The organism is Arthrobacter sp. M71 S08 (assembly GCF_059089725.1).
The window spans coordinates 127676-151992 of record NZ_JBNHEY010000004.1 but is presented as its reverse complement, the minus strand read 5'-3'; the positions used below and the strand labels follow the sequence as shown (position 1 = coordinate 151992).

The 24317-nt window shown below is 63.9% G+C and carries 28 protein-coding genes and 1 tRNA gene; 7 read left to right on the top strand and 22 right to left on the bottom strand.

Annotation, left to right across the window (positions count from 1 at the left end; translation table 11 throughout):
* Positions 1-34 precede the first annotated feature (34 nt).
* Entirely contained in the window at positions 35-1042 is a 1008-nt protein-coding gene (locus tag AC5RTB_RS10385; RefSeq protein ID WP_494060990.1) for a phosphotransferase, read from the top strand.
* Positions 1043-1047: 5 nt separating this feature from the next.
* On the opposite strand, the gene AC5RTB_RS10380 is transcribed toward AC5RTB_RS10385, so the two are convergent.
* The 9 genes from AC5RTB_RS10380 to AC5RTB_RS10340 all read right to left on the bottom strand — a co-directional run bounded on the left by AC5RTB_RS10380 (position 1048) and on the right by AC5RTB_RS10340 (position 6574).
* The gene (locus AC5RTB_RS10380; protein ID WP_494061180.1) at positions 1048-1467 is read right to left on the bottom strand and encodes a MarR family winged helix-turn-helix transcriptional regulator; all 420 of its coding nucleotides are present in this window, start codon (positions 1465-1467) and stop codon (positions 1048-1050) included.
* Positions 1468-1538: 71 nt separating this feature from the next.
* Entirely contained in the window at positions 1539-1757 is a 219-nt protein-coding gene (locus AC5RTB_RS10375) for a hypothetical protein (RefSeq protein ID WP_494060989.1), read from the bottom strand.
* Positions 1758-1819: 62 nt separating this feature from the next.
* Complete coding sequence (locus AC5RTB_RS10370; RefSeq protein WP_494060988.1) at positions 1820-2593, bottom strand: glycerophosphodiester phosphodiesterase family protein; 774 nt, start codon at positions 2591-2593, stop codon at positions 1820-1822.
* Positions 2594-2599: 6 nt separating this feature from the next.
* Positions 2600-3406 (bottom strand): HAD family hydrolase, encoded by an 807-nt coding sequence (locus AC5RTB_RS10365; protein ID WP_494060987.1) that lies wholly within the window; start codon positions 3404-3406, stop codon positions 2600-2602.
* A 65-nt stretch (positions 3407-3471) separates the two neighbouring features.
* Positions 3472-3699: a zinc-ribbon domain-containing protein gene (locus tag AC5RTB_RS10360; RefSeq protein ID WP_494060986.1), complete on the bottom strand. Its 228-nt coding sequence runs from the start codon at positions 3697-3699 to the stop codon at positions 3472-3474.
* 27 nt (positions 3700-3726) lie between these two features.
* The gene (locus AC5RTB_RS10355; protein ID WP_494060985.1) at positions 3727-4254 is read right to left on the bottom strand and encodes a YbhB/YbcL family Raf kinase inhibitor-like protein; all 528 of its coding nucleotides are present in this window, start codon (positions 4252-4254) and stop codon (positions 3727-3729) included.
* Positions 4251-5180: a carbohydrate kinase family protein gene (locus AC5RTB_RS10350; protein ID WP_494060984.1), complete on the bottom strand. Its 930-nt coding sequence runs from the start codon at positions 5178-5180 to the stop codon at positions 4251-4253. The genes AC5RTB_RS10355 and AC5RTB_RS10350 overlap by 4 nt, the downstream gene beginning before the upstream one ends.
* A gap of 46 nt (positions 5181-5226) precedes the next feature.
* Complete coding sequence (locus tag AC5RTB_RS10345; protein WP_494060983.1) at positions 5227-5661, bottom strand: PGPGW domain-containing protein; 435 nt, start codon at positions 5659-5661, stop codon at positions 5227-5229.
* 43 nt (positions 5662-5704) lie between these two features.
* On the bottom strand, positions 5705-6574 hold the full coding sequence (locus AC5RTB_RS10340; RefSeq protein ID WP_494060982.1) for an alpha/beta hydrolase: 870 nt from the start codon (positions 6572-6574) through the stop codon (positions 5705-5707).
* Between the two features lie 43 nt (positions 6575-6617).
* On the opposite strand from AC5RTB_RS10340, the gene AC5RTB_RS10335 reads away from it, so the two are divergent.
* On the top strand, positions 6618-7706 hold the full coding sequence (locus tag AC5RTB_RS10335; protein ID WP_494060981.1) for a GTP pyrophosphokinase: 1089 nt from the start codon (positions 6618-6620) through the stop codon (positions 7704-7706).
* Between the two features lie 9 nt (positions 7707-7715).
* On the opposite strand, the gene AC5RTB_RS10330 is transcribed toward AC5RTB_RS10335, so the two are convergent.
* From AC5RTB_RS10330 to AC5RTB_RS10310, 5 genes are all read right to left on the bottom strand, one after another.
* The gene (locus AC5RTB_RS10330) at positions 7716-9416 is read right to left on the bottom strand and encodes a cytochrome b/b6 domain-containing protein (RefSeq protein WP_494060980.1); all 1701 of its coding nucleotides are present in this window, start codon (positions 9414-9416) and stop codon (positions 7716-7718) included.
* 3 nt (positions 9417-9419) lie between these two features.
* Positions 9420-10406, bottom strand: a complete 987-nt coding sequence (locus AC5RTB_RS10325) for an electron transfer flavoprotein subunit alpha/FixB family protein (protein ID WP_494060979.1) — start codon at positions 10404-10406, stop codon at positions 9420-9422.
* 9 nt (positions 10407-10415) lie between these two features.
* Positions 10416-11192, bottom strand: coding sequence for an electron transfer flavoprotein subunit beta/FixA family protein (locus AC5RTB_RS10320; RefSeq protein WP_494060978.1), 777 nt, complete (start codon positions 11190-11192; stop codon positions 10416-10418).
* A gap of 101 nt (positions 11193-11293) precedes the next feature.
* Positions 11294-12769, bottom strand: coding sequence for a flotillin family protein (locus AC5RTB_RS10315; RefSeq protein ID WP_494060977.1), 1476 nt, complete (start codon positions 12767-12769; stop codon positions 11294-11296).
* 94 nt (positions 12770-12863) lie between these two features.
* The gene (locus AC5RTB_RS10310) at positions 12864-13061 is read right to left on the bottom strand and encodes a hypothetical protein (protein WP_494060976.1); all 198 of its coding nucleotides are present in this window, start codon (positions 13059-13061) and stop codon (positions 12864-12866) included.
* Positions 13062-13141: 80 nt separating this feature from the next.
* On the opposite strand from AC5RTB_RS10310, the gene AC5RTB_RS10305 reads away from it, so the two are divergent.
* Entirely contained in the window at positions 13142-14104 is a 963-nt protein-coding gene (locus AC5RTB_RS10305) for a DUF5996 family protein (protein WP_494060975.1), read from the top strand.
* 37 nt (positions 14105-14141) lie between these two features.
* On the opposite strand, the gene AC5RTB_RS10300 is transcribed toward AC5RTB_RS10305, so the two are convergent.
* The 4 genes from AC5RTB_RS10300 to AC5RTB_RS10285 all read right to left on the bottom strand — a co-directional run bounded on the left by AC5RTB_RS10300 (position 14142) and on the right by AC5RTB_RS10285 (position 19901).
* Positions 14142-14489, bottom strand: a complete 348-nt coding sequence (locus AC5RTB_RS10300; protein ID WP_494060974.1) for a GNAT family N-acetyltransferase — start codon at positions 14487-14489, stop codon at positions 14142-14144.
* 15 nt (positions 14490-14504) lie between these two features.
* On the bottom strand, positions 14505-16880 hold the full coding sequence (locus AC5RTB_RS10295; RefSeq protein ID WP_494060973.1) for a phosphoketolase family protein: 2376 nt from the start codon (positions 16878-16880) through the stop codon (positions 14505-14507).
* Positions 16881-16907: 27 nt separating this feature from the next.
* Complete coding sequence (locus tag AC5RTB_RS10290) at positions 16908-19355, bottom strand: ATP-dependent DNA ligase (RefSeq protein ID WP_494061179.1); 2448 nt, start codon at positions 19353-19355, stop codon at positions 16908-16910.
* A 66-nt stretch (positions 19356-19421) separates the two neighbouring features.
* Positions 19422-19901, bottom strand: coding sequence for an SRPBCC family protein (locus tag AC5RTB_RS10285; protein WP_494060972.1), 480 nt, complete (start codon positions 19899-19901; stop codon positions 19422-19424).
* 46 nt (positions 19902-19947) lie between these two features.
* On the opposite strand from AC5RTB_RS10285, the gene ku reads away from it, so the two are divergent.
* Entirely contained in the window at positions 19948-20790 is an 843-nt protein-coding gene (gene ku / locus AC5RTB_RS10280; RefSeq protein ID WP_494060971.1) for a non-homologous end joining protein Ku, read from the top strand.
* On the top strand, positions 20787-21038 hold the full coding sequence (locus AC5RTB_RS10275) for a hypothetical protein (RefSeq protein ID WP_494060970.1): 252 nt from the start codon (positions 20787-20789) through the stop codon (positions 21036-21038). Before ku ends, AC5RTB_RS10275 begins: the two co-directional genes overlap by 4 nt.
* Here AC5RTB_RS10275 and AC5RTB_RS10270 read toward each other — a convergent pair whose 3' ends face one another.
* From AC5RTB_RS10270 to AC5RTB_RS10260, 3 genes are read right to left on the bottom strand one after another with little or no spacing between them, the layout of a single operon-like run.
* The gene (locus AC5RTB_RS10270; protein WP_494060969.1) at positions 21039-21896 is read right to left on the bottom strand and encodes a formate/nitrite transporter family protein; all 858 of its coding nucleotides are present in this window, start codon (positions 21894-21896) and stop codon (positions 21039-21041) included. It lies immediately after the preceding gene.
* Between the two features lie 39 nt (positions 21897-21935).
* Positions 21936-22544 (bottom strand): flavodoxin family protein, encoded by a 609-nt coding sequence (locus AC5RTB_RS10265; RefSeq protein ID WP_494060968.1) that lies wholly within the window; start codon positions 22542-22544, stop codon positions 21936-21938.
* A 59-nt stretch (positions 22545-22603) separates the two neighbouring features.
* A complete protein-coding gene (locus AC5RTB_RS10260) occupies positions 22604-22849 on the bottom strand; it encodes a DUF2630 family protein (RefSeq protein WP_494060967.1) in 246 nt (81 codons plus the stop codon).
* A gap of 160 nt (positions 22850-23009) precedes the next feature.
* On the opposite strand from AC5RTB_RS10260, the gene AC5RTB_RS10255 reads away from it, so the two are divergent.
* Both AC5RTB_RS10255 and AC5RTB_RS10250 read left to right on the top strand, forming a co-directional pair.
* A tRNA-Val gene (locus tag AC5RTB_RS10255) sits at positions 23010-23083 on the top strand.
* A 172-nt stretch (positions 23084-23255) separates the two neighbouring features.
* Positions 23256-23696: an Hsp20/alpha crystallin family protein gene (locus AC5RTB_RS10250; protein ID WP_494060966.1), complete on the top strand. Its 441-nt coding sequence runs from the start codon at positions 23256-23258 to the stop codon at positions 23694-23696.
* Between the two features lie 80 nt (positions 23697-23776).
* On the opposite strand, the gene AC5RTB_RS10245 is transcribed toward AC5RTB_RS10250, so the two are convergent.
* On the bottom strand, positions 23777-24238 hold the full coding sequence (locus tag AC5RTB_RS10245; RefSeq protein ID WP_494060965.1) for a DUF4383 domain-containing protein: 462 nt from the start codon (positions 24236-24238) through the stop codon (positions 23777-23779).
* Positions 24239-24317 lie beyond the last annotated feature (79 nt).

Below are 24317 nucleotides of genomic sequence, written 5' to 3'. Positions count from 1 at the left end.
GGCACGCGCAAGGTGACGGTGACAGAATAATCCGGTGACCTCCCCCGCCGTCCATCCCACCAAACTGTGGAAAAGCCCTGCCTGGCAATCGCAGGTGCAATCCTGGGTCTCGCAGGTGCTGGAGGCTTTCAATATCGAACAGACGGGGCCCGTGAGCGAGCCGAGGATCCGGTTCTGGTCGGTTCAGCTCACCGTTCCCACAGATCACGGGAAACTCTGGTTCAAGGAAAATAACCCGGGGCAGTTTCAGGAGGCGTCGATCGTGGCGGCGCTGGCCGAGATCGTGCCGGAGCACGTCGTCGCGCCGTTGGCCATCGAGCCGACCAGGGGCTGGATGATCTCTCCCGATCACGGAGCCACCCTTGCCACACTGAAGTCAACGGACTACGCCCTGTGGGCGAGGGTGGTATCTGATTTCGCTGAGCTGCAACAGCAGGTAGCGCCTCACGGCCAACAGCTGATGGAGGCCGGGCTGGCATCACTGAAGCCCGACATCACCGGCAACTTCGTCAGCAACCAACTCCTCCTCCATACGGGCCTGCCGGAGGAGCACCCGCTGCACCTCAATGCCGAGCAGGCAGACGAGGTCTACGGCAGCGTGCCGTCGATTGAAAACGCAGCCGCGCAGCTCAGTGCCCTCGGGGTGCCGCTGTCCCTCGAGCACAACGACCTCCACCCCAACAACGCCTTCATACCGGGTTCAAGCACGGATCCGTTGCGGTTCTTCGACTTCGGCGACTCTTACTGGGCGCATCCGTTCAGCTCTCTCTACGTTCCCCTCGGCGTCATGATGGAGAGCTGGGAAGCAAGCCCGGACGACGCCCGCATCCGAAGGGTGCTCACGGCGTACCTTGACCGGTGGACGGCCTACGCGCCGCTCCCCCAGCTGCGCGAGGCCCTGGAACCAGCGCTACAGCTCGGCCGCCTCAACAGGTACGCCTCCTGGCTGCGTCTCCTGATACACGCCGATGACGAGTCCATGCGCGAATACGGCCCGCACGCCCTCGGATACCTGCGGACCATCACGCACCCGGTTCTTTAGCACCTTCAGGCGCGCTGCGCAGCGGCAATCACTTCACGCATCATCAGGTTGAGCTCCTCCGCCTGCTTGCGGGAAAGACCCAGCTTCGCCAACATGGTGCCCGGCACGGAGATCGCGCGTTTGCGCAGCGCGCCTCCCTCAGCAGTGAGGCCGACGGCGAGGGCACGCTCATTTCCGACCACCCGTTCACGGGTGACCAGACCGTTGGCTTCGAGTCGCTTGAGCATCGGCGACAGAGTAGCCGGTTCCATGGCGAGCGTATCGCTGAGCTCGCGGACAGTCCGGGGACTGTTCTCCCACAGGGCAAGCATCACGAGATACTGCGGATGGGTGAGGTGGAGCTCCTCCAACACCGGTCGGTAGGCGCCGATAACGCTCCGGGAGGCGACCGACAGGGCGAAGCACAACTGCCGTTCAAGGAGCAGGTCCTCCCCCTCGGAAACTTCCTCAGAAGCCTCGTGAGAAAGCCCCTGCGAGAAATCCCGAGAAGTGAGCGTCACTCCTGCCCTCCGTCGCGCTTAACCAGATACGTGGAGCCATCAGCGTTCCGGACAACATCCCACTGCTTCAGTTCCTGCTGGCGCTGTTGGTGGGCGGCACCGTCGGCGTACTTGATCGGTCCCTCCAGTCCGCCTTGGTCCGCGGGTCCGAAGAACATCCGCAGTTTCCCCGTGACACTCATGAACCGGTGTGACAATGGTTTCTTGTCCGCCATCTTCGAACTCCTCGCAGTAGTCAGCGATACCCACCGCAAGCATAACCGGGAACGTTAGTGCACTAACAATCAGCGGGCCAGTGTCCTCGCGCACGCATTACCTCAGCCAGTGTGTCTGCACGGTCAGAAACCAGACCACCCACACCCTGCTCCAACAGGCTTTCCATCACAGGCCGCTCGTTGATCGTCCAGACGTGAACCGGGATTCCCGCGGTGTTGCATCGCCTGATGAAGCCGCTGGTCACCACCGGGAGACCGCGGTAGTGCCGTGGAACCTGCAGGCAATCGACACAGGCTACCCGCGCAACCCTACGGATGAGACCAGGCACGGGCAGCACCTTCAGCACCGCATTCACGGCCATACCAGCGGACGACGCCGTCGGCCTGCTTAGCCGCTTCAGCACCCTCAGACGACGGCGGTCGGAAAACGAGGCGACCAGCACCCGGTCATGGGCGCCCGCCTTCTCGATCACATCGACAAACGGCTGCACGGACGCATCGTCCTTGATATCCACGTTCAACCGCGCCTGGGGCCACCGCTCGAGCACCTCTGCAAGGGTGGGAATCCGCTCACTTCCGCGGACCCGTACGGAGCCCAGTTCCGCCAAGGAGTGGTCTCCGAGGCGACCGTTGCCGTCCGTGACGCGCTCAAGGCGTTCGTCGTGGAAAACCATGACCACGCCGTCGCGGGTGGTTCGCACGTCTATCTCCATATAGCGAAAACCCAACTCCAGAGCCGCCTCCATGGCGGACAGAGTGTTCTCACGGCCGTCCAGTGAGAAGCCGCGGTGCGAGAGGGCAATGGGGCCCGCGTTCTCAAGGTACGGCTTGCCCACGGAGGTTCAGGCCGACTTCAGCGCGGCGAGCCGTTCCTCAAGGACCTGCGCTACGCCGTCGTCATCGAACGCGGGTGCACGAAGATTCGCCGCGGCGAGCGCATCGGGGTGGCCGGAAGACATGGCGTAGCCGTGACCGGCCCACCCGAGCATCTGGATGTCGTTGGGCATATCGCCGAAAGCGATGACGTCCGCCTGGTCGATGCCCAGTTCAGCCGCATATTTGGCGAGCGTAACGGACTTGTTGATCCCCGGCACGCTCATCTCCAGAAGGGGCACGCTCGGCGCCGAGTGCGTTGTTGCGACGAGGTGTTCAACGGCCGGCGCCACCCCGTGCAGGAACTCATCCGGAGTGATGTCCCGTTCACGGGCAAGGAATTTGATCACTCCGCAGCCGTTGAGGGACTCGCGAAGAGGCCGCGGCTCAGCCGCGCCGAGAAGCTCAACGGACCCTGGGTCCGCGAAACCCGGCTCGATCAGGAAGTTCTCCACCGTTTCGGCGGCGAACCGTACTGCCGGATAGAGGTTCCGGATGATGTCCTGTGCCTCGAAAATGCTCTGATCGTCAAGCAGGTGCGACGCGACGACTTCCTCGCGGCCGAGGTCGTAGGTCAACGCGCCGTTGGAGCAGATGACGGTTCCCTTGAAGCCGAGGTCCCGTAGGGGCTTGAGCCAGCGCGGCGGACGTCCGGTCACGAACACCACCTCGATGCCGGCAGCCAGGCATGCCTCGAACGCATGCACCGTCCGGTCAGAAATCCGGCCGTCGTGCCCGATGATGGTGCCGTCCATGTCGCTGGCGACCAAACGCATGCGAAAACTCCTTGCTTGGGTAGGTATCAAGCCTACCCAAGCCCCACCGAACAGCGCGCACCGGGTTAGGCCAGGGCGTTCTTCTCGCTCCTGGAGACCTCTGAGGTAATCCCGCAGTACGCGCAGGTCCGCGAGTAACGGCGGCTCGTGGTGAAGATCGGGATAAAGAACACGGTGAACTTCGACGCGCGCTCATCAACGCGCTGGGACGCGTTTTGGCCGCAGTTCGGGCAGACAGCCTGCCGGCGGAAAAGTTCCTTCACAGCGGTCTTGAATCCAAACAGAATCAACATGACGTGCCCTCCCGACCCTTGGCGAACCTACTGCTCGTAGGTGCCCACGATACGCGCGCGTCCGAGGGTGTGGGAGAAAAGATTGAACCCGAGGTAGGCATTCGAAGCCTCGGCGGGCACATCAAGCTGTTCAACGTCGACCGCGTGAACCACCGCGTGATAGTGGTGCGGTCCGTGCCCGGGAGGAGGCGCCGCACCCGCGAAACCGCGGAAGCCGCCGTCGTTCCTCAACTGGATAGCGCCTTCAGGCAGTGTGCCGCCGTCTTCGGTGCCGGCCCCGGAAGGCAGCGACGTGGTGCTGACAGGAAGGTTGAACACGGCCCAGTGCCAGAACCCGCTGGCAGTCGGCGCATCCGGATCGTAGACCGTGACGGCGAAGCTCTTGGTCTCCTCAGGAAATCCGCTCCAACTCAGTTGAGGTGAGATGTCCTGACCGCCCGCGCCCATGTGTCCCGATGCGTGCTTGATGTCCAGGGGCTGGTTGTCGGCCATGTCGCTGCTCGTAAGCCCGAATGACGGAACATCGGGAAGGTCTGCGTAAGGATCACGGGTCATGCGTACACTCCTTGTGCTCTCAGTTCATCTCTGGTGGGCGGGTTGGCACCCGCCCGTGACACCGTTACTGCCGCAGCCGCCGCGGCGAAGGCCAGGATGCTACGCACCTGCTCAACGGACAGCTCGCGCAACTCATTCCGACGCTGTGCGCCATCCAGCTCCCGGTCCACGACAGCGCTGAGCAACGCCGCCATGAAGGAGTCACCGGCGCCTACCGTGTCCACCACGGATGTCGACGGCGCCGAAACCTCGCACTCCCCGCGGTCAACAACTGCCCACGGACCTTTGGAACCGCGCGTGACGACGACGACGGCGGGGCCAAGCCTCAGCCACCGGCGCGCCGATTCGCGGTGGTCCTGTCCCGGATACAGCCATTCGAGATCCTCATCCGAGGCCTTGACCACGTCCGCGAGGGCGACGAACTTCTCAGCCTGCTCCCTGGCGTAGGTTGCGTCCTTGATGATGGTCGGCCGGCAGTTCGGATCATAGGTGACCGTTGCGAAGGGCCGTGCGTGCTGGATTGCGGTCAGGACATCGTGCGCGCCCGGAGCCAGCATGGCGGCGATGGACCCCGTGTGTACGAGGGTGGTTCCGTTGAACAGCTCATCACGGGCGGCCAGGTCCGGCAGTTCCCACGTTAGTTTGAAGGTGTAATTGGCTCCTCCAACGGGATCGAGCCTCGCTGATGCAACGCTGGTTGGATGGGCGTCCGGCGGCAGCGGTGCAAGGACGGAATTATCGGCGAGGTGCTGGCGGATTCGACGGCCGAACTCGTCATCCCCGAACCGGCCGAGGAACTGGGTCGGGTGCCCGAGCCGGGACAACCCCACGGCCACGTTCAGGGGGCTCCCACCGACGTGGGCACGCGGTGGGGCGGTGTCGCTGATGACTTCGTCGATAAGGGCTTCGCCGATTACTGTGAGCACCGTCTCAACCTAACATTTTGCTCCACAGGTGGGAGGCGTTGAAGTGTTACCGGAAGCGGTGAATGCTGTACCCGAGAAGCGTCAGCGCAATGATGGCGGACAGCACGAGGCTCAGGCCTGTGCCCCACCCGCCGAACAGCCACAGGTCCCCGTTGAACGGCCACCAGTCGGGGATCGGCGGCTGAAGCATCCAGATAATCCCAAGGGTCATGAACGCCAGGGCTCCCAGCGCACTGACGGCTATCCGGGGCCAGGTTTTCACGCCGATCCTAGCCGCTTTGTAGGCCTGTTTCTTGACCGGGTGCAGCTTCCGCTCGGCCCACACGTACTGCTGCGACAGGACCGCAAGGCCGCCGACCAGCATCAGCAGGCCCGGTCCGGGCAGGACCAAAGCGGCGATTCCGAGCACGACAAGGGTCCAGCCAACAACTTCGAGGCCGGTGCGGTGGGCAACCCGATGGAAGCGGGATCGCTCGCTCATTGGTGAAGGATTTCACACTTCCCTGAATTCCCCATTAACACGGCTACGTGAGACGCTCAACGGCGGCCGTAACGCGCCCCCACGCATCCGTGCCCGGGGTGATCATCGCGAAATGGTCTCCGGGTATCTGCTCGAGCTCAGCCCGCGCGCCCAACGCGCGCGCGGCATCAACGTACGTCTGTGACTGGCTGAGCGGAACAGTGGTGTCCTCCTCGCCGTGAAGGGCAAGCACCGGCACCGGAAGCGGCAAGACTGTCATCGGGTCGGCAAGACGGTACTTCTCTCCGCCCGGCTCACCAAGAAAATCACTTACGGCTCCGTTGCCCAGCTGCTCCTCATGTGCCCGCTGCAGGTTTAGCACCCCGGACTGACTAACGACGCCGGTGACCGGCACCGCCGGTACGCCGCCTCCCGGTGCGTCGCCCGGCAGCGACGACCGCCCGGCCGCCCACACCGCAAGGTGGCCCCCCGCGGAGTGGCCGAGCGCCGTCGTCGTACTGGTGTTGAGGCCGTGCTCCTGTGCCGCGACGGCGAGCAGGTCGATGCCGGCAGCGACATCCTCGAAGGTCTGCGGCCAGCCCCCGCCGTTACCCACGCGCCGGTACTCAAGGTTCCAGCAGGCGAAGCCGCGCGAGCTGAGGTCTTCGGCGAGCGGCGCGCCGAGGTCCAGGGTGTACCGGCTGCGCCAGAACCCGCCGTGAATAATGACGACGACGCCGTCCCGTGCCTGCCCGACCGGCAGGTAGACCTCGGCGAACTGGCTGGGATCAGTGCCATACGTGTAGCGCTGGGGTGCCATGGTTTCCTTGCTGTCGTCTCCTGGACCTGCTGAACGGCTGGAATCGCAACCCGCGACGGCGGCCGCGCCGAGCAGTGCCGCGCGGAGGACTGCGCGTCGCGGGAGGCCGGTCATCCTCGCCAGCGTAGCCGGTGTCCGCGGCGGGTGTTTAGATGGGTTGGTGAGTGCATGGGATGAGTTGGACGAGCGGCTGCGGCCGGCCGTCGAGGAGAGCGTTCGGGAGTATGAGCGTGTCCGGCCTGCGCTCGAGGCCGTTACGGCGGATGCGCGGGAGAGGATCGAGGGCATCTTCACCGGCACGGACCTCCGGCCGGTGTTCGTCACGGCGCGCACCAAGACCGTCGAGTCGTTCCGGGACAAGGCTTCGCGGATGCTGGCGGACGGCGATGGCCCGCCCAGCCTCGTCTTCCCCGACCCGCTGCGCAACCTGACGGACCTCGTCGGCGTCCGCGTCATCACCACACTTCCCCACGAGGTGGACATCGCCGCCAATCTCATCAAGCGGCAGCGGCACGAGTTCGACTGCCGCGGTGACCGTGAAAAGGACATCGGCTCCATTGAGTCGGGCACCTACGGTTACTCCAGTCGCCATCTGATCCTGCGGACCATCCAGAACGACGCCGTTCGCGCCTACCAGCAGATGCTTGGTTCCGATTCCGGCAGCTACCTGTTCGAGACGCAGATCCGCACCGTGCTGGCCCACGCCTGGTCGGAGATTGAGCACGACATCCGGTTCAAGTCATTCAACCCGAAGGCGTGGAGCCCCTACTTCGACCGGCAGTTCACTGCCACGGCAGCCATGCTGGAGAGCGTCGAATCAACCTTCGCTGACCTGCATTCGCGGTACCAGAAGGTTACGGGGTTCTGGGATCCCGAGGGCGAGGGAGGCGTGGAGCTCACACCCGACCGCATTCGTGAGGTGTGGCAGACGCTGCTGCCGCACGTGGACCGCAAGTCCGACGACGACTGGCGCTGGGCCGCCGAGCTCCTGTCCGCCCACGGACTGACAACGACGACGGCCCTCGCCTCCCTGCTGCAGGCTGACACCATCACCTCGGTTCGGCGCGCGCTCGATCACCGCTATTCGCCAGGCCCCGACCGCCTGCTCGACGACGTCCTGCTCTGGAACTACGGCGAACGGCACATCGAGCTCACGGCGGATCCGTCGTCGGAATCCGGGGCTTCGCGCCGCGACAGTCTGCTGCGGAGGTTCCGCCAGATCAAGACGTTCCGATCGCGGGGCTAGCCTTCCGCCTCAGCGCGAGCTGACTCGTCCGAACAGTCCCGCGATCGGCGCCAGCACAACCGGTCGGGCTGCGATCCAGGCGCCGATCACCAGCAACAATGACACGAAGAAGATCCAGAAACCGACCCAGTTAACGGCGTCCTGTCCGCCATACATGTGGTTGAGGTTGCGCAGTGCACCTGTGGCGAACACCAGCGCCACGTGGGCGATGATGAAGGCCACGAAAAAGAGCATCACCGGAAAGTGGATTGCCCTTGCCCACTCGACCGGGTAGAGCCGGTTGAGAGCCTTGGCGTCCTTCGGCCAGATTCCCGACATGCGCACGCCGGTGATCGCTGCCAGCGGCGATGCAATGAAGATGATGACGAAGTACGCGAGCATCTGGAGGCTGTTGTAATTCACCCAGCCGTTCTCGGTGGGCCAATCCAGCGAAAGGTACTGGATCAACGCCGATAGTGCGTTGGGGAAGACCTCCCAGGTCGTGGGCACCAACCGTACCCAGTGGCCGGTAACGAACAACAGCACCACGAATATCAGGCCATTGAGGAGCCACAGAACGTCGAGCGCCTGATGGAACCAGAGATTGATGCTGATCTTTCCATCGCCACCCTTGGACCACTTCGGCGTCCAGTATCCCGGCGGCCGTGTCTCCCTGCGGACATGCAGGCCGGATCGGATGATGAGGACAATCAGGAAGAAGTTGAAGAAGTGCTGCCACTGCACCCACGCTGGGAAGCCGGGCTCGGTGCCGACAGGCAAGGGCGTTTCGCCCGGGTACGTCGCCAGGAAGTCCTGCATGAAGCCGAGGGTGACGAACCACCGGGTGAAGAACACAGCGGCCAGCGCGACCACCAGGAGTCCTCCTGCTCCGAGAAGCAGCTTGGTTGTCCGGCTCGGTGCGGAGCGTGGCCGCGCGACTTTTGTCCGGTCATCGCGAACCGGCGGCTTCGAGGTTGGCTGCGCTTGAGATGCTGCACGGGCAGGTTCAGCAGGCGCAGTTTCAGTTGAAGCGGTGCTCTCGCTGGGGGCCGTCGGGGTGCTTGCCGCAGCAGCGGAACCTGCGGGTGTCGTCACCGGTTCGACGACGACAGCCGTCTCGGCCGGCCAGGCTTCGCCACCCGGGACGCGGGGCAGTCCGCGACGCAGCAGTCGCGTCGAGCCCGCCCCCACCCTTGCTGCAGCAGGGGCAGCGCTGGCGGGGTCGGATGCTGGCGTCGGTTCAGTCGTGGCTGCTGCGGCGGCGGGTACCTCCGGGCGTTCAACGGACCCGGCAGCAGGAGCAGGTGCACTCCCGGCCTCGGGAACGGCGTCCGCTGCCGAAGCCGGCGGAGGGGTCGCAGGCAGATGACCGGCGGGGGGCCACGGCTCGCCTCCGGGAATCCGGGGAAGACCTCGGCGAAATGCACGGGTCACCGTCTGCGCCCCTGACGCCGTGACCTCCTCAGGAGGTGCCGCCATCGTTCCTTCTGTCACGTATGCCGCAGCCGGGGTTTCATCCGGTGAAGGGTGGGAGGACGGCGCGGTGGAGCTGGAATCCGCGGTGATTGTGTCCGCCCCGGCGCCGTTGCCGGTTCCAGCGGCCGGACCGGCAGCGGGTTCCCGGCTAACGCCGTCGTGCAGTTCGGCGGGCATGGCGTCAGCAGGAGGCCACGGTTCCCCGCCGCTCTGCCGGGGCAATCCCCGGCGCATCGTGCGACCGTGCGTCGCCATGCCCTACTCCTTCCGCGCCGAGAGCGACTTGATCAGCTGCGGCACGACTTCAAAGACGTCTCCGACGACACCGAAGTCGGCGATTTCGAAGATCGGCGCGTCCGGGTCCTTGTTGATGGCGACGATGGTCTTTGCCGTCTGCATGCCGGCCCGGTGCTGGATGGCGCCCGAGATACCGAGGCCCACGTACAGTTCGGGGGAGACCGAGACGCCGGTTTGCCCGATCTGGTAGCTGTTTGGCACGTACCCGGCGTCGACGGCAGCACGGGAAGCACCGACGGCCGCACCCAGGACATCGGCCAGCTGCTCAACGAGCGCAAACTGTTCCTTCGAAGTAAGCCCGCGACCGCCCGCCACAACTCTGGCCGCGCCGCGCAGTTCAGGGCGGGTGGACGTCATTATCTGCTCCTCAAACGACTCGATGGACGCCGCGGCGGCCCCGGACGGCGGAGCGTCAAGCGACTCGATTGCGGGGCTTGCAGCCTCCGCGCGGGCATCGACTGCACCTTCGCGGATGGTGATCACCGGCGCACCGAAGGTGGGCGCGCTGTCGACGTTGTAGGCGCCGCCGTAAACAGAGTGGCGGGCAATGATGCCCTCTTCATCACGCACTACCCCTACGGCGTCCACGGCAAGTGCGGAACGCGTGCGGGCGGCGAACCGTCCGGCTACGTCACGGCCGTCGATGGAATTGGAGATCAGGATGGCGTCCGGCCGAACGAGGTCCGCGGCGGCGGCTAGTGCATCCACAGTGGGCACTGCCAGCAGGGAGGACGCTGCTTCAGGATCTGCCACCAGCACGTACTGTGCCCCGAGGGAGCCCGCAGCCTGCGCCGCCTCAGCTCCCTTGCCGGAACCGGCCACAAGAAGCGCAACCGGCGTGCCGACCTGAGCGGCGGCACCGAGCAGCCCGGGTGCGCTCCTCGTCAGCTCTCCTGATGGCGTCGTTTCAAGGAGGACGAGGATTGAGTCGTCAGGGAATGTGGTCATGATTGTTCCTTAGGCCAGTCGGTTCTGAATCAGGAACTCGGCGAGCTTCTCCCCGCCGTCGCCCTCGTCGACGATCTTGGTTCCGGCTGATCGGGCGGGCCGTTCGGAGACTGCGAGCATGATGGACCGGGGCGTGTCCAGTGCTTCCGGATCGATTCCGAGGTCAGCGGCCGTCAGAGTCTCCACCGGTTTCTTCTTCGCCGCCATGATGCCCTTGAAGTTGGGGAACCGCCCGGTGGGAAATCGCTCGGTGATCGAGATGACCGCCGGTAGAGGGGCCGAGACTGTCATGATTCCGCCGTCGGTCTCACGTGTTCCGCGGACGCCATCGGCCGATAGTTCCACCGTCGCCAGGGTGCTGGCGTGCGGAACGCCCAGCAACTCGGCGAGCATTGCTGGAAGCACCCCGCCGTAGCCGTCAGTGGACAGATTTCCAGCGATCACAAGATCGAACCCGGTACGGCGAATCGCCGCTGCAAGCACTTCGGCAGTGAGACTCAGGTCAGCGCCCACGAGTCTCTCGTCGGCGATGTGAACCAACTTGTCCGCACCCATGGCCAGAGCTTTGCGCAGCGTTGCTGTTGCTGTTTCAGGGGCCATGGAAACGACGGTGATCTCCGAGTTGTCGATTGCGCCTGCCTTCGACAGCGCCAGCTCGAGTGCGCGCTCACCAATCTCGTCGAGCACAGTCTCGCTGGCACCCCGCTCAGCGAGTCCAGTCTCGAGATGCAGCTTGCGTTCCCCGTAGGTGTCCGGCACCTCTTTCATGAGAACGACGATCTTCATTGACCCTCCTCAGTGTCTGACGACTTCCCGCAGCACCTCAGTACATTGAGTGAAGGAGCGTTAACCGAAAACCGTCTGCACCGAGGATACCGCGAGACGGTCTAGGGATGGGTCTCGGCCGACGCCGGAGGCGTTGGCTTCGTGCCGTTACCGCCCCAGTTGCGCAGCATCTCGACAGCGTCGAGACCGGTGGTGTCCTTCAACAACTTGAAGGTCTGCTGGAGACCGCCCGTGACGTTCTTGCCGAGCTGACTGGCGCCGTCTGTGGAGATGACCGTCATGTTATCGATCGAGGACATCGGTGCGGCGATCTCGCGTGCCACCAGCGGCAGCATCTCCATGACCTTGTTGAGGACGGCGGCGTCGTTGAACTGCTCGTAGGCGCGGGCCTGCGCTTCAATGCCCTGCGCTTCGGCGATGCCCTTCTGACGGACGACGTCGGCCTCTGCAATACCGCGGACCTGGATCACCTCCGCCTCGGCTGCACCGTTGGCGCGGGCGACTGCCGCGGCAGCATTACCCCGGGCGGTGCTGGCGGCTGCCTCTGCTTCGGCGGCGACCTTGTCGCCCTCTGCGGTCAGCCGGCGCTTGGTCAACAGGACTTCGGCTTCCACCTGATCGGCCTCCGACTGACGTTTGCGCTGCTCGAGTTTACCGGCAGCTTCCTGCTCCACCCGGTACTTTTCGGCGTCGGCGGGCTTGCGGATCTCGATGTCGAGTTCCCGCTCTCGCAGCTCCGCCTGACGGGAGGTCACCTGCTGTTCCTTGAGCAGGATCGCCTCCTTCTGCTCGGCAGCGGCAAGGGGACCTGCAGCGTCCGCCTGCGCCTGGCGTGCGTCGGCGACTTCCTTCAGCTCTGCGCGCCGGATAGCAAGACGCTGTTCAGCGAGCGCTACCTGCTCGTCGGCGATCGCAGCGGCTTCGGCGGCTTCCTGCGCGGCGTTTGCCTCCGCGATTTTTGCCAGCTTTTCAGCCAGGGCGGCCTCGGGGCGACCGAGATTCGTCAGGTAACTGGAATCGTCATTCACGGACTGGATCTGGAAGGTGTCGATGACCAGGCCCTGGTTGTGCATCGAGTGCTCGGCCTCTTCCTTCACGCTCTTCGCGAAAGAGGCACGGTCCTTGATGATGGAGTCAACGGAGAGCGTGCCCACGATCGAGCGCAGTGAACCGGACAGCGTTTCCTGCGTGTAGTGGTCGATTTGCTCCTGCTGGTTGAGGAAGCGCTGGGCCGCCCGGCGGACGGCTTCTTCGTCGCCGCCGACCTTGATCTGTGCCACGCCGGTCAGGTGGAGCTTGATGCCGTTCTTGGAAATGCCCTCAATCTGGAGGGTGACCTGCCGGGAGGCCAGCGAGATCGAGAACGCCCGTTGTGTGAACGGGTTGATGAAGGTTCGCCCGAAAACCACCCGCTGGCTTTCCTGGGCGCCCTTGCCGGTGATGATGAGCGCTTCCGACGGGCTCGCAATCCGCAGAGCCATACGAGCGACGATGACGGCGATCAGAGCAAGAACAACAATGACGCCGGCAATCACCCCAAGCGTGATTAACAGACCAATGTCCACAATTTCCCCCATGCATGAGACTGATTAGTGACGACGGTTACTCGCCCGTACAGACGCTACACGATGGGGAAAGTGAACTTCGTGCACCGTCGTCGTCTCCTGTTTTTCAGGCGCCTTCGCGCCGGGCGTCAGCCCAGCTTTCGACGGCAGCGAGATGCCGTCGAGCGGCGGCCACCACGGCGTCGGGCCTCGGGTTCCGCCAGGCCTGCTCAACGTCGAAGAGCGCGTCGGCAACGGCACGACGGGCGGCGGCAAGAGTAGTGGACTCCGCTGAAGCGCTCTGGGTTACCTGGTCGATACTCATAACACTTGTTCGTACCCGCGTGGTCTTCGGACTGTGTATCCTTCAATGAATTTAGGGGCCACGACGCTGGCGGAGGCACCGTGAACGAGCGGGAGACCATGGGCGGGACGACGGGCATGTGGCCCGAGTTGCGCGTTGATGACTGGCAGGACACACAAGCGACTCTGCACATGTGGTTCCAGGTAGTGGGCAAGGTCCGGATGGCACACGCGCCTTTGATCAACCACTGGTGGCAGATACCGTTCTATGTCACGCCGCGCGGCTTAAGTACGTCCTCGATCCCCTACGGTCACGGGGTCTTTGACATGGAGTTCGACGTCGTGAACCACCGTCTACTTGTGCGTTGCAGCTCCGGTGAAGAGGGCAGCGTGGCCCTTGAGCCGCAGTCCGTGGCCGAATTCCACGCCCGGACGATGGATGCGCTGGCCGAACTCGGGATCGATGCTCCCATCCGCCCGGTGCCGACCGAGGTGGACCCTGCCGTCCCGTTCGCGGAAGACCATCAGCACGCGTCCTATGACGCAGTCGCCGTCAATGCATTCTGGCGGCAGCTGATCCAGGCCGACCGTGTCATCACGCGTTTCCGCTCGGAGTTCCTCGGCAAGGCGAGTCCGGTCCACTTCTTCTGGGGAGCCATGGATCTGGCCTGTACGCGCTTCTCGGGACGTACCGCCCCCACTCATCCCGGAGGTGCACCGAACTGTGCCGACTGGGTCATGGAGGAGGGCTATTCACACGAACTCTCCAGTTGCGGGTTCTGGCCCGGTGGAGGCGAGGAGGGCGCCTTTTATTCCTATGCTTACCCGGAACCGGAAGGATACCGCGATGCGGTGATTGACGTCGAGGGCGCACACTACAGCGCGGAGTTCAGGCAGTTCCTGCTGCCGTATGAGGCCGTGCGTACTGCCGGGGACCCGGACGCCGTGCTCCTCGAATTTCTGCGGGCTACCTACGTGGCGGCAGCGAGCAAGGGTGATTGGGACGGCGACCTGCTGATCGACCCGCGGAGGTTGGACAAGCACGCCCGTCAAACCCTGGGGTGAGACACCGGCCAACGGGACGCGGCAGCGTTGGTTTGCGCTATTCCTGGTGTGCGTTCTCCGGGGCATCGACGTAGTCGTTATACGCCGGGTGGCGCCGTATGTATGCCGCTATGAACGGGCATACCGCGACGATCCGGTGGCCCTGAGCGGCAACGTCGTCCAGCGCAAAGCGGGCGAGAACCGCCCCCAAACCACGGCCCGCATATTCATCGTGCACTTCAGTGTGGATGAATACCCTCTGGTTCTGGCGAAGCCGAGTGCGGTACTTCGTGAAGCCCGCGATGCGATCACCATCAACTAGCTCGTACCGGTGTAGATCGGGGGCATGTCGAACGATGATATCGGAAGCCGCTGCCTCTTGGGGCGCTGCGTTATCGAAGGTCATTGAGCATCCTATTCATCATTGCGGTGTCCCGCGATCCGATCCGAGCTGCCAATCAGTCACGACGCTGATGTCCTTGCCTGCGTCTCGCGTGTGCTGCCACGCCCGCTGACGCTCGTCCTGAAGGTTCTGGCGCAGCGGGGCCTGCGTGGACCGAAGCGATGGCACCCGATCGATCACGTCGATCGCCAGTTGGTACCGGTCAATCTGGTTCATCATCGCCATGTCGAACGGCGTGGTGGTTGTCCCCTCCTCCTTGTAGCCGCGCACGTGGATGTTGTCGTGGTTGGTGCGCCGGTACGTCAGCCGGTGAATCAGCCAGGGGTAACCGTGATAGGCGAAGATGACCGGCCGCTCCCGTGTGAAAAGGGAGTCGAAGTCCCGCGCGGGCAAGCCGTGCGGATGCTCGGCGTCGTCCTGAAGCCGCATCAGGTCGACGACGTTCACCACACGCACCTTGAGCGCGGGCAGCGCTTCCTCCAGCAGCTGTGCAGCGGCGACCGCCTCGACCGTCGGCACATCTCCCGCACAACCCAGTACGACGTCGGGATCCTCCCCACCGCCTGAATCCTCGCTTCCCGCGAAATCCCAGATGCCGATCCCGCGCTCGACATGCAGCCGGGCGTCCTCCGGCCCCAGCCAGGTCATGGTGGGCTGCTTGCCCGTAACGATCACGTTCACACGGTCCCGGGTCTGCAGGCAGTGCTCGGTCACGGCGAGCATGGTATTGGCATCAGGCGGCAGGTAGACCCGGATGACACCCGCCTTCTTATTGACCACATGGTCGATGAATCCCGGGTCCTGGTGCGAAAAGCCATTGTGGTCCTGCTGCCAGACATGGCTGGACAGCATGTAGTTCAGTGACGCGATGGGCTGGCGCCACGGCAGGTCCTGATGCACCTTGAGCCACTTGGCATGCTGGTTGAACATCGCATCCACAATGTGCACAAACGCCTCATAGCAGTTGAACACCCCGTGGCGCCCGGTCAGGAGATATCCCTCGAGCCAGCCCTGGCACAGGTGCTCACTGAGGAATTCGAGGACGCGACCGGATCGCGCAAGGTGCTCATCGACGTCGTCAATCCGGTGTTGCCATGCCTTGTCGGTGACGTCGTAGACGTCCTGCAGACGGTTGGATGCGGTCTCATCCGGGCCGAACAGCCGGAAATTCTCGGGGTTCAGCCGGATGATCTCCCGCAGGTAGCCTCCCACGGTGAGCATCGGGCTCACCTTTTCCTGACCGGGCTTGTCGACGACGACGGCGTGGTCCGCGTACGCGGGGAGCCTGAGGTCCTGCAGGAACCGGCCCCCGTTGGCGTACGGCGTCGCGCTCATGCGCAGATCACCCGGAGGTGCCTGAGCGGCAACCTCCCCGGCGAGCGTGCCGTCCTTTGTGAACAGCTCCTCCGGGCGGTAGGAGCGCATCCATTCCTCGAGCTGGCGGAGGTGCGCGTCGTCGTCGTGGACTCCGGACAGCGGCACCTGGTGGGCACGCCAGGTACCCTCAACCTTCTTGCCGTCGACGTTCGCGGGGCCCGTCCAGCCCTTCGGCGAGCGCAGCACGATCATCGGCCAAGGCGTGTACTCCCGATCGCCGTGCGTTTCCTCGCGCGCGGCCGCCTGCACTTCGGCGATCCGCTCAAGGCAGGCATCGAGGGTTGCGGCGAAGTCCCGGTGCGCCTGTTCCGTGGCGTGCGGGTCTGTAACGGTGACGAAGTGGGGGTCATAGCCGTACCCCCGCATGAGATGCTCAAGCTGAGCCTCGGGCATCCTCGACAGCACGGTCGGGTTGGCGATCTTGTAGCCGTTGAGGTGCAGGATCGGCAACACCGCGCCGTCGTGCCTGGCGTCCAGGAAGCTGTTCGAGTGCCAGCTGGCCGCCAGCGGACCGGTCTCGGCTTCGCCGTCGCCTATCACGCAGGCGGCGATGAGCCGGGGGTTGTCGAAGACAGCACCGAACGCGTGAGCGAGCGAGTAGCCCAGTTCACCGCCCTCGTTGATGGAGCCGGGGGTTTCCGGTGCGGCGTGTGACGGGATGCCGCCCGGATAGCTGAACTGCCTGAACAGCTCCTTCATGCCCGCCTCGTCCGGCCCCACATGGCTGTACGTTTCCGAATAGGTTCCCTCAAGCCAGGCGTTGGCTACGTTCGCCGGACCGCCATGGCCGGGGCCGGTGATGAAGAGCATTTCCTGCCGGCGCTCCAGAATCGCCCGGTTCAGGTGCGCGTAGATGAAGTTGAGGCCCGGCGTGGTTCCCCAGTGTCCGAGCAGGCGTTCCTTCACGTCCTCCCGGCGCAGCGGCCGGCGCAGCAGCGGGTTGTCGCGCAGGTAGATCTGGCCGACGGACAGGTAGTTTGCCGACCTCCACCAGGCATCAAGCGGTCTGATCTGCACAGGCTCCTCCTTTTATTGCTGGATGAGTCAGATTTCGACGACGACGTCGGACGGTCTCTTGTCCGGTCGCCACCCCCGCCATACCGGGTGGCGCAGCTTCCCGCCCTGTGTGCGTTCGCTGAACTGGACCTCCCCGACCAGCGCCGGGCGTACCCACCGGGCGTCCGACGCGTCAAGCGCTGGTACATCATCGAGCGGTGGGGTTTTGCGGCCCATCTTTTTCAGTCGCGAACCGATTTCGGCCAGTTCCCGCTCGGTCAGGCCGGAGCCGACCCGCCCGATGTACTTCAGCTCCACGCCGTCGGGAATCGCCACCAGCAGTGAACCGACCTTGTGTGCGCGGGTGCCCTTGCCCGGCCGCCAGCCGACGACGACGACCTCCTGGGTCAGTGAATGCTTGATCTTGACCCACGATTCGGAGCGGCGGCCCGGCGAGTAGGGGCTGGTCACCCGCTTGGCCATGATCCCTTCAAGGCCCAGTTCCTTGCTCGCGTCAATGGCTTCGTCGAGAGTCGCATCGAGGGCGGGCGGAACCTGGATGTGGCCGTCCCCGGGTGCGTCGACTGCCTGTTCGAGAACTTCGCGGCGTTGGGAGTACCCGAGGTCCAGCAGCGAGTTGCCGTCGAGATGCAGCAGGTCGAAGAGCAGGAAGTGCACCGGCGTCCGCTTCCGGGCCGCATCGATGTCCGACTTCTTGGTCAGGTTCATGCGCCCCTGAAGCAAGCCGAAATCGGGTCTGCCGGCTTTGTTGATGGCGACAATTTCGCCGTCGAGCACTGCCTGTTCTCCGTTGACGTAGCTGCCGAGGTCGGCCAGTTCAGGGTAGGCGTTGGTCAGGTCATTGCCGTTCCGGCTCAGGAGCCGGGTTCCCTCCGGGGTGACTGTCGCAAGGGCACGGATGCCGTCCCACTTCATCTCGAACGCCCAGTCGTCCTCGGAACGCAGCAGCCCCGGAGACCCGGTGGTCGCCAGCATGGGCTTCAGCTGAGGCAGGTCCTCGGCTGGCTGGGGTGTGAACGCGGGTGGTGACGGCTGACCGGGCTGTTCCTTCATCAGGTGGATGAGCCAGTTCTTCTCGGCGGAGTCGGTGGAGCCGCCGGTGTGGATGAGGGCATACCTGCGCACAGGGTTGCCGCCCTTGGCCAGCCCGCCGTCCTCGCGGCCGTGCAGAGTGCAGATGACTTCCTTGCCGGGCCGCCACTTCTCGGCTTCATAGGTGCCGGAGTCCCAGATATAGACCTCACCGCCCCCGTACTCGCCTTTCGGGATGGTGCCTTCGAAGGACGCGTAGTCCAGCGGATGGTCCTCGGTCTGGACGGCGAGGTGGTTCTCGCCGGTGGAGGTCGGCGGGCCTTTCGGGATGGCCCAGGAGACCAGGACGCCGTCGCGCTCCAGCCGGAAGTCGTAGTGCAGGCGGCGCGCATGGTGTTCCTGAATGACGAAGCTGTTGCCTCCGGACTCCCCCACCATGTCCGGGACGGGCTCCGGTGTCTTGGAAGCGTCCCGCATGGAACGGTACGTGTGCAGCCGGTCCGGGCCGCCGTCGTCGTGCTGTGAGCCTGAGGAAACAGCAGCGCCGTCGGCCTGTCCGGGATCCATGTCCGTCAGCAGGTCGCCGTACTCCCGGATGCGCTCAACAACCTGCTCGAAGTCGAGGTGGGCAAGATCAGGATCGTCGAGTTCCTCCCAGGTCCGCGGTGCCGCCACCATCGGGCGCGCTTTCCCACGCAGAGAGTACGGCGTGATCGTGGTCTTGTTGCGGTTGTTCTGGCTCCAGTCCAGCAGCACCTTCCCACCGCGCAGCGACTTCTTCATGTCGCTGACCACCAAATCCGGATGATCGGCTTCAAGGACCCGTGCCAGTTCCTTCGCGACGGCGGAAACCTGGTCCGAGGTCTGCTTACGGTCAAGCGCAGCGTACAGGTGGATGCCCTTCGACCCGCTGGTAACCGGCCGAGAATCCAGGCCCATGTCGTTGAGGATCTCCCGTGCCAACCGGGCCACCTCTGCGCATTCAGGAAGCGAGGCGCCCGGGCCGGGGTCGAGGTCGAGCACCATCCGGTCCGGGTTGTTAAGTTCGCCGTTGGGTCCGAACTGCCACTGCGGGACGTGGATTTCGAGGGCGGAAATCTGGCCGAGCCACGTCAGGGTCGCCAGGTTGTTGAGCATCGGATACACGTTGGTGTGGTCGCTGTGCTCAATGCCGTGGCGCTCAATCCATGACGGCGCCGACTTGTCCAGGTTCTTCTGGAAGAACACTTCGCCCGGCTTGTCCTCGGTTCCGACGCCGTTGACCCAGCGTTTGCGGGTGACCGGGCGGTTCCGGGCGTGCGGGATGAGGCAATCAGCGACGGCGGCATAGTAGGCCAGGACGTCGGCCTTCGTGGTGCCCGTCTCCGGGTACATCACCCGGTCCAGGCTGGTCAGCTTCAGGCGGTGCCCATCGACGGTAACCGTCTGCTGCGCGCTGCCCATGGCCATTTCCCCAGTCTTGTAGGGATGCGCCGTTTACGCCAGTGGCGGCGGGGCACACCCGCCCCGTCAGTCGCCGAACTGCTCCTCGTACCGGGCCACGTACTGGTCCCACAGCGCGGGGTCCTGCCCGAGGGAGCGTTCATTCAGGAAATCGTCGAGGCCCATCAGGGTCAGGTGCCAGCCTGCTGCCGACCGGGCGATGTCCTGGCCCTCCTGAATGGTGTTGGTGAGCGTGAGGAGGCTGCCGCCGTCGTCGTCCTCGATTTCCCAGCGCAGGACTTCCTCATCCCAGGTGTAGGCGAGCAACCGCGGCTTTTCCGCCTCCAGGACAGTGCCCTCCATGGCCTTCTGCCCGGGGAATTTGAAGGTGACCACGGCACCCGGCCGCGGCAGGATATCCAACTGGCACGGGAACCAGTACTTGAGTTTCTCGGGGTCGGTGAGGTGCTTCCACAACACCCTGGCGGGTGCGTTGAAGCGCATCTCGAACCAGAGGGCGGGTTCTCCATCGGCAAGCGTCTTGGTAACCATCGGTTCGGAGTTCACCTAAGCAATCGTAGACCGGCAAGGGCAACACTGGTTCACTAGGAACATGAGAGCGATCTGGAAAGGCGCAGTAGCGTTTGGGCTGGTCAACGTCCCTGTGAAGGTTTACAGCGCCACGGAGGACCACGACATCAGTCTCCATCAGGTCCATGACAAGGACGGCGGCCGAATCCGCTACCAGCGCCGATGCGAAATCTGCGGGGAAATCGTTGAGTACAAGAACATCGACAAGGCGTACGACGACGGCGAGCGCACCGTCGTTCTCACCAGCGAGGACCTCGCGTCGCTCCCCGTGGAAAAGAGCCGCGAGATCGAAGTGGTCGAGTTCGTCCCCAGCGACCAGATCGATCCGATCATGTTCGACCGGGCCTACTACCTTGAGCCTGATTCGAAATCGACCAAGGCCTACGTGCTGCTGCGGCGAACGCTGGAAGAAACTGACCGGACGGCGATCGTACAGTTTTCGCTGCGGCAGAAGTCACGGCTTGCGGCGTTGCGCGTGCGCGGTGACGTACTGATGATTCAGACGCTCCTGTGGCAGGACGAGGTACGCGAGGCCACCTTCCCGTCCCTGGACGAGAAGGTACGTATCTCGTCCAAGGAGAAGGAAATGTCCGCAGCCCTGGTCGAGTCATTCTCCTCCGACTTCGATCCCGAGAATTTCAAGGACGACTACCAGGAGCAGCTGCGCACCCTGATCGAGGCCAAGCTCGAAAAGGGCGAAGCGCTCGATACCGAGGAGACGTTCGGGGAGACCGGCGACGAAGAAGGCGGCAACGTCCTCGACCTCATGGAAGCGCTCCGCCGCAGCGTCGAGAAGAACCGCGAAAAGAAGACTGCGGCCGGTACAAAGAAAACGTCGAAAGCAACATCGAAGAAAGGCGCGTGATGGGATTCATCCGGAATGACCTGGGGCAGCAGACAATCGTTCGCCCACCCAACGCTCCCATTGTTGGCTGGGCGCTCCTGGGCGTGGCATCCATGATGGCGCTTGAGGAAAAGAATCGGCAGGCGCTCTCGGCAGCGAGCAAGGCATGCCTGATGCTCTGGGCGGCGCTGGAGGTGACGCAGGGAGAGAGCGGCTTCCGCCGGGCCATGGGCAGTGTGACTCTGGGCTGGCTGGCCCGGGGCCGTTAGTCAGGACGCCTGGCCTGCAACCCTGGGGTCTTCGGGCGCTTTTTCCCGTTCCTGCTCCAGGAGTTTCCGGTCGCGTACCAGCCGGAGCGCTGTGACCAGCAGGATGCCGCCGATGACGTTGAACACCACGGTGTAACTGAACCAGCCCAGCCAGTCCAGGTAGCTGATGTCGGCGCCGGTCTGAATGGCGCCGAAGATCAGCAGCGAGTCGAGGATCGAGTGGAAGAGCTGCAATCCTGACAGCAGGAAGCCTCCGACGACGGCGGCGGCCAATTTGCCGCTCATCGCCTCGGTTCCGTGTTGCATCCGCGTCATGAGCGTGATGGTGCTGCCGCCAAGCACGGCCAGGCACACGGTTTGCCAGCTGAACCCGGCACCGACGTAGTGTTCGGCTGCAGTGATGACGGTCGGGGTCCACTGCGGGAAGGCGGTCATCACCAACGCCATGAACAGCCAGCCGCCCGCCAGGTTGGCGAGCAATGTGCCACCCCACAGTTTGCCGAGCTGACCGATGGTGGCCTGCTTGGCGGTGACGGCAGCAATCGGGACGAGAAAACCCTCCGTGAAGAGTTCGCTTTTCGCGAGCAGCAGCGCTATCAGACCGGCGCTGAATGCAACTCCGGCCAGAAGATGACTATCCGTCTGATGGAGTACCGCCAGGTAGGCCATGACGCCGATGCCGATTTCGAAACCGCCGAACAGGCCCGTGATGAGGACATCGGGGAACGTTCGGTGCAGGCGCTGGGCGCCTTCGTCGACGGTTCGGTCAAACGACTCCTCGATCTCATCCTCGACCGGGCCAGGGGTGTTGCCGAGTTCCCGCCGTCGGGCGTCGGGGTCGTTCTGGGGATTCGTCAAGCGCCTCGCCTATCTCCATTGAAGTGTTCGCGACCGATGCTACGGCGCAGGGTAGGGCGCCGATTTCAACGACTTCGCTAGGTGGACCGCGTTTGCGGTCATGGCGGAGATGGTGGAGGCAACCGGGTCGGGCACCTGGTCGAGGTCCTTGAAATCCACGGTCTGCATCGCCTCTCCCACCCAGTACACGCCGCCCTGTGCAGGAACCGTGAAGCCAATGTCGTTCAGGCCCTGATGCATCTCCGCGGTGACGTGGTGGGCGCCGTCCTCATTTCCGACGACGGCGGTGAGCGCCACCCTGTTGTACATAATGGGCCTGCCCTCATCATCGGTGGAAGATAGATCCGCGTCCAGCCGCTCGAAAACGCGCTGCCCGAGGCTGCTCATGTGTCCCACCCAGATCGGAGCAGCGAGAAGGAAGATGTCCGCGTCCAGGATCTGCTGGCGGAGCTGCGGCCATTCGTCCCCCTCGCCCATGTCGATTTCCACGCCGGGAGCCACATTGTGGTCAACAACCCGGGCCGACGACGTCGTTACTCCCTGCTCCTCCAGCTTGCCCAGGATGCGGCCGGCCATGAGGTCGGAGCTTGAGTCCGCCGGTGACGGGGTGAGCGTGCAAATCAGTGCGAATGCCTTCAGGTTTTCCATGGGGTTCCTTTCACTCTCTACACGCTCTTCGTCGCGGTTCCCACCACGGACGGGACGTCTTACTGGCGGTACCCCTCCACCTGGTCGATCGGCCGGGCCTCTGCCTCCTGCGGACTCTCACCAGCGTCCTGCTTCGCCCGCCTTTGGCGGAGCAGATCCCAGCACTGGTCGAGTTCCTCCTCAACCCGCCGCAGGCGGGCCCGCCGGTCACCGGCGGAGTCACTCTCATCGGGGGAGGAATCCCGCAGTCCATGCTCCTCATCGACAAGCGCCTGAATCCGCGCCAATATGTCCTGATCATTCATGACAAACTCCTTCGCTGGCTTCGAGCAGTGCTCGTCCCCCGTTGGGATGTCACGAGACAGGCCGGGCTTGTCAGGCTACTTAGTGTCCGCCCGAATATCCACCGATTTGAGCGTTTGCGTGATCAGTCCACCGATGCCCTAAACTGACTGGGAACTATTTGCCTGTGTAGCTCAGTCTGGTAGAGCATCCGCTTCACACGCGGAAGGCCCGGGGATCGAGGCCCCGCGCAGGCACTGTTCGTAGCCCGTCCCGCACCCGCGGGGCGGGTTTTTTCGTAGGTCCATGTTCGTCATGAGCGAACAAAATCAGTTAGCACTCCGTATGGTCGAGTGCTAATCTACCTACAGGTTGAGCGTACAAGACTCAACCCTAAGCAGACTAGATATCCTCAAGGAGTGACCCATCATGGCTATGAAATTCGACCCATTTCGCGAACTGGACCGCGTGGCCGGCGCACTTCTGGATACCCGCCAGGGACTGCGCCTGATGCCGATTGACCTCTACCGCGAGGGCGACCACTACATCCTGAACGCTGACCTCCCCGGCATTGATCCGGGCTCCGTCGATATCGACGTGGACGGCCAGCTGCTCACCATCCGTGCCGAGCGCACCCTGCGCAATGCGGAAGGAGTCAAGTGGCTCACCCGTGAACGCGAGAGCGGATCCTTCCTTCGGCAGCTGAACCTTGGGCAGGGTGTCGACATCGATGCCATCTCCGCGCGGTATGAGAGCGGTGTCCTCAGCGTCACCATCCCGGTCAGCGAGCGTGCGAAGCCCCGCAAGATCGAGGTGGTTTCCGGCGAGGATGCCCGGCCGGTAAAGGGCGACAAGGCTGTGGAAGCCTAGTCTCGTCCTACGAACCACGACAAAAATGAACGACGACGACGGGCTGTGACCCGTCGTCGTCGTTCATTTTCTCCGGAAGGTTACCGGCCCCGAACCGTGCGGTGCTTGTCCCGCAGCGCAAGCGCCAGAGCAATCATGGCGATGGCGAGGACCAGGTGCAGGATGTTGTCCGCAGCGTTCACGGGGACGAAGTTGGCTGCTGAATCATGCGGGACGATGAGCCCGTAGATGAACAGAACGGCGTAGATGACCCCTCCCCAGAGGAGGAAGTTGTATGCGCCGGTGGCCGACTTCGCCATCGCCACACCAGCTACCCCGAACAGGAGGTGGACGATGTTGTGCAGGACGGAAACCTGGAAGATTCCAAGCAGGAGGGCCTCTGACTCAGCTCCCGCAATGGCGAGCTGATCATAATTGCCGGTGATGCCTGGAATGAAGCCAAGGATACCGACCAGCAGGAAGACTACTCCGACTGCGAGCGCGGCTTTCTGGATGTTGCTTCGGGTTGTGACTCCCGAGCCAGATGAATGTGTGGATGCCATTGCTATATCCCCTCTGATTTGCCGGCGTGGCGGGGCGTCGGCGTTTGTTCTTGCGAGTTGATGAACAGCATTTCCCGCC

Coding starts and splice junctions, on each gene's coding strand:
- AC5RTB_RS10330 (WP_494060980.1), bottom strand. CDS start 9,416: ATGGCGACGCACGGTCGCACGATGCGCCGGGGATTGCCCCGGCAGAGC.
- ku (WP_494060971.1), top strand. CDS start 19,948: ATGAGAGCGATCTGGAAAGGCGCAGTAGCGTTTGGGCTGGTCAACGTC.
- AC5RTB_RS10250 (WP_494060966.1), top strand. CDS start 23,256: ATGGCTATGAAATTCGACCCATTTCGCGAACTGGACCGCGTGGCCGGC.
- AC5RTB_RS10360 (WP_494060986.1), bottom strand. CDS start 3,699: ATGTTGATTCTGTTTGGATTCAAGACCGCTGTGAAGGAACTTTTCCGC.
- AC5RTB_RS10340 (WP_494060982.1), bottom strand. CDS start 6,574: ATGACCGGCCTCCCGCGACGCGCAGTCCTCCGCGCGGCACTGCTCGGC.
- AC5RTB_RS10375 (WP_494060989.1), bottom strand. CDS start 1,757: ATGGCGGACAAGAAACCATTGTCACACCGGTTCATGAGTGTCACGGGG.
- AC5RTB_RS10290 (WP_494061179.1), bottom strand. CDS start 19,355: ATGGGCAGCGCGCAGCAGACGGTTACCGTCGATGGGCACCGCCTGAAG.
- AC5RTB_RS10245 (WP_494060965.1), bottom strand. CDS start 24,238: ATGGCATCCACACATTCATCTGGCTCGGGAGTCACAACCCGAAGCAAC.
- AC5RTB_RS10265 (WP_494060968.1), bottom strand. CDS start 22,544: ATGGAAAACCTGAAGGCATTCGCACTGATTTGCACGCTCACCCCGTCA.
- AC5RTB_RS10310 (WP_494060976.1), bottom strand. CDS start 13,061: ATGAGTATCGACCAGGTAACCCAGAGCGCTTCAGCGGAGTCCACTACT.
- AC5RTB_RS10365 (WP_494060987.1), bottom strand. CDS start 3,406: ATGCGTTTGGTCGCCAGCGACATGGACGGCACCATCATCGGGCACGAC.
- AC5RTB_RS10315 (WP_494060977.1), bottom strand. CDS start 12,769: ATGGGGGAAATTGTGGACATTGGTCTGTTAATCACGCTTGGGGTGATT.
- AC5RTB_RS10325 (WP_494060979.1), bottom strand. CDS start 10,406: ATGACCACATTCCCTGACGACTCAATCCTCGTCCTCCTTGAAACGACG.
- AC5RTB_RS10345 (WP_494060983.1), bottom strand. CDS start 5,661: ATGAGCGAGCGATCCCGCTTCCATCGGGTTGCCCACCGCACCGGCCTC.
- AC5RTB_RS10320 (WP_494060978.1), bottom strand. CDS start 11,192: ATGAAGATCGTCGTTCTCATGAAAGAGGTGCCGGACACCTACGGGGAA.
- AC5RTB_RS10260 (WP_494060967.1), bottom strand. CDS start 22,849: ATGAATGATCAGGACATATTGGCGCGGATTCAGGCGCTTGTCGATGAG.
- AC5RTB_RS10300 (WP_494060974.1), bottom strand. CDS start 14,489: ATGACCTTCGATAACGCAGCGCCCCAAGAGGCAGCGGCTTCCGATATC.
- AC5RTB_RS10355 (WP_494060985.1), bottom strand. CDS start 4,254: ATGACCCGTGATCCTTACGCAGACCTTCCCGATGTTCCGTCATTCGGG.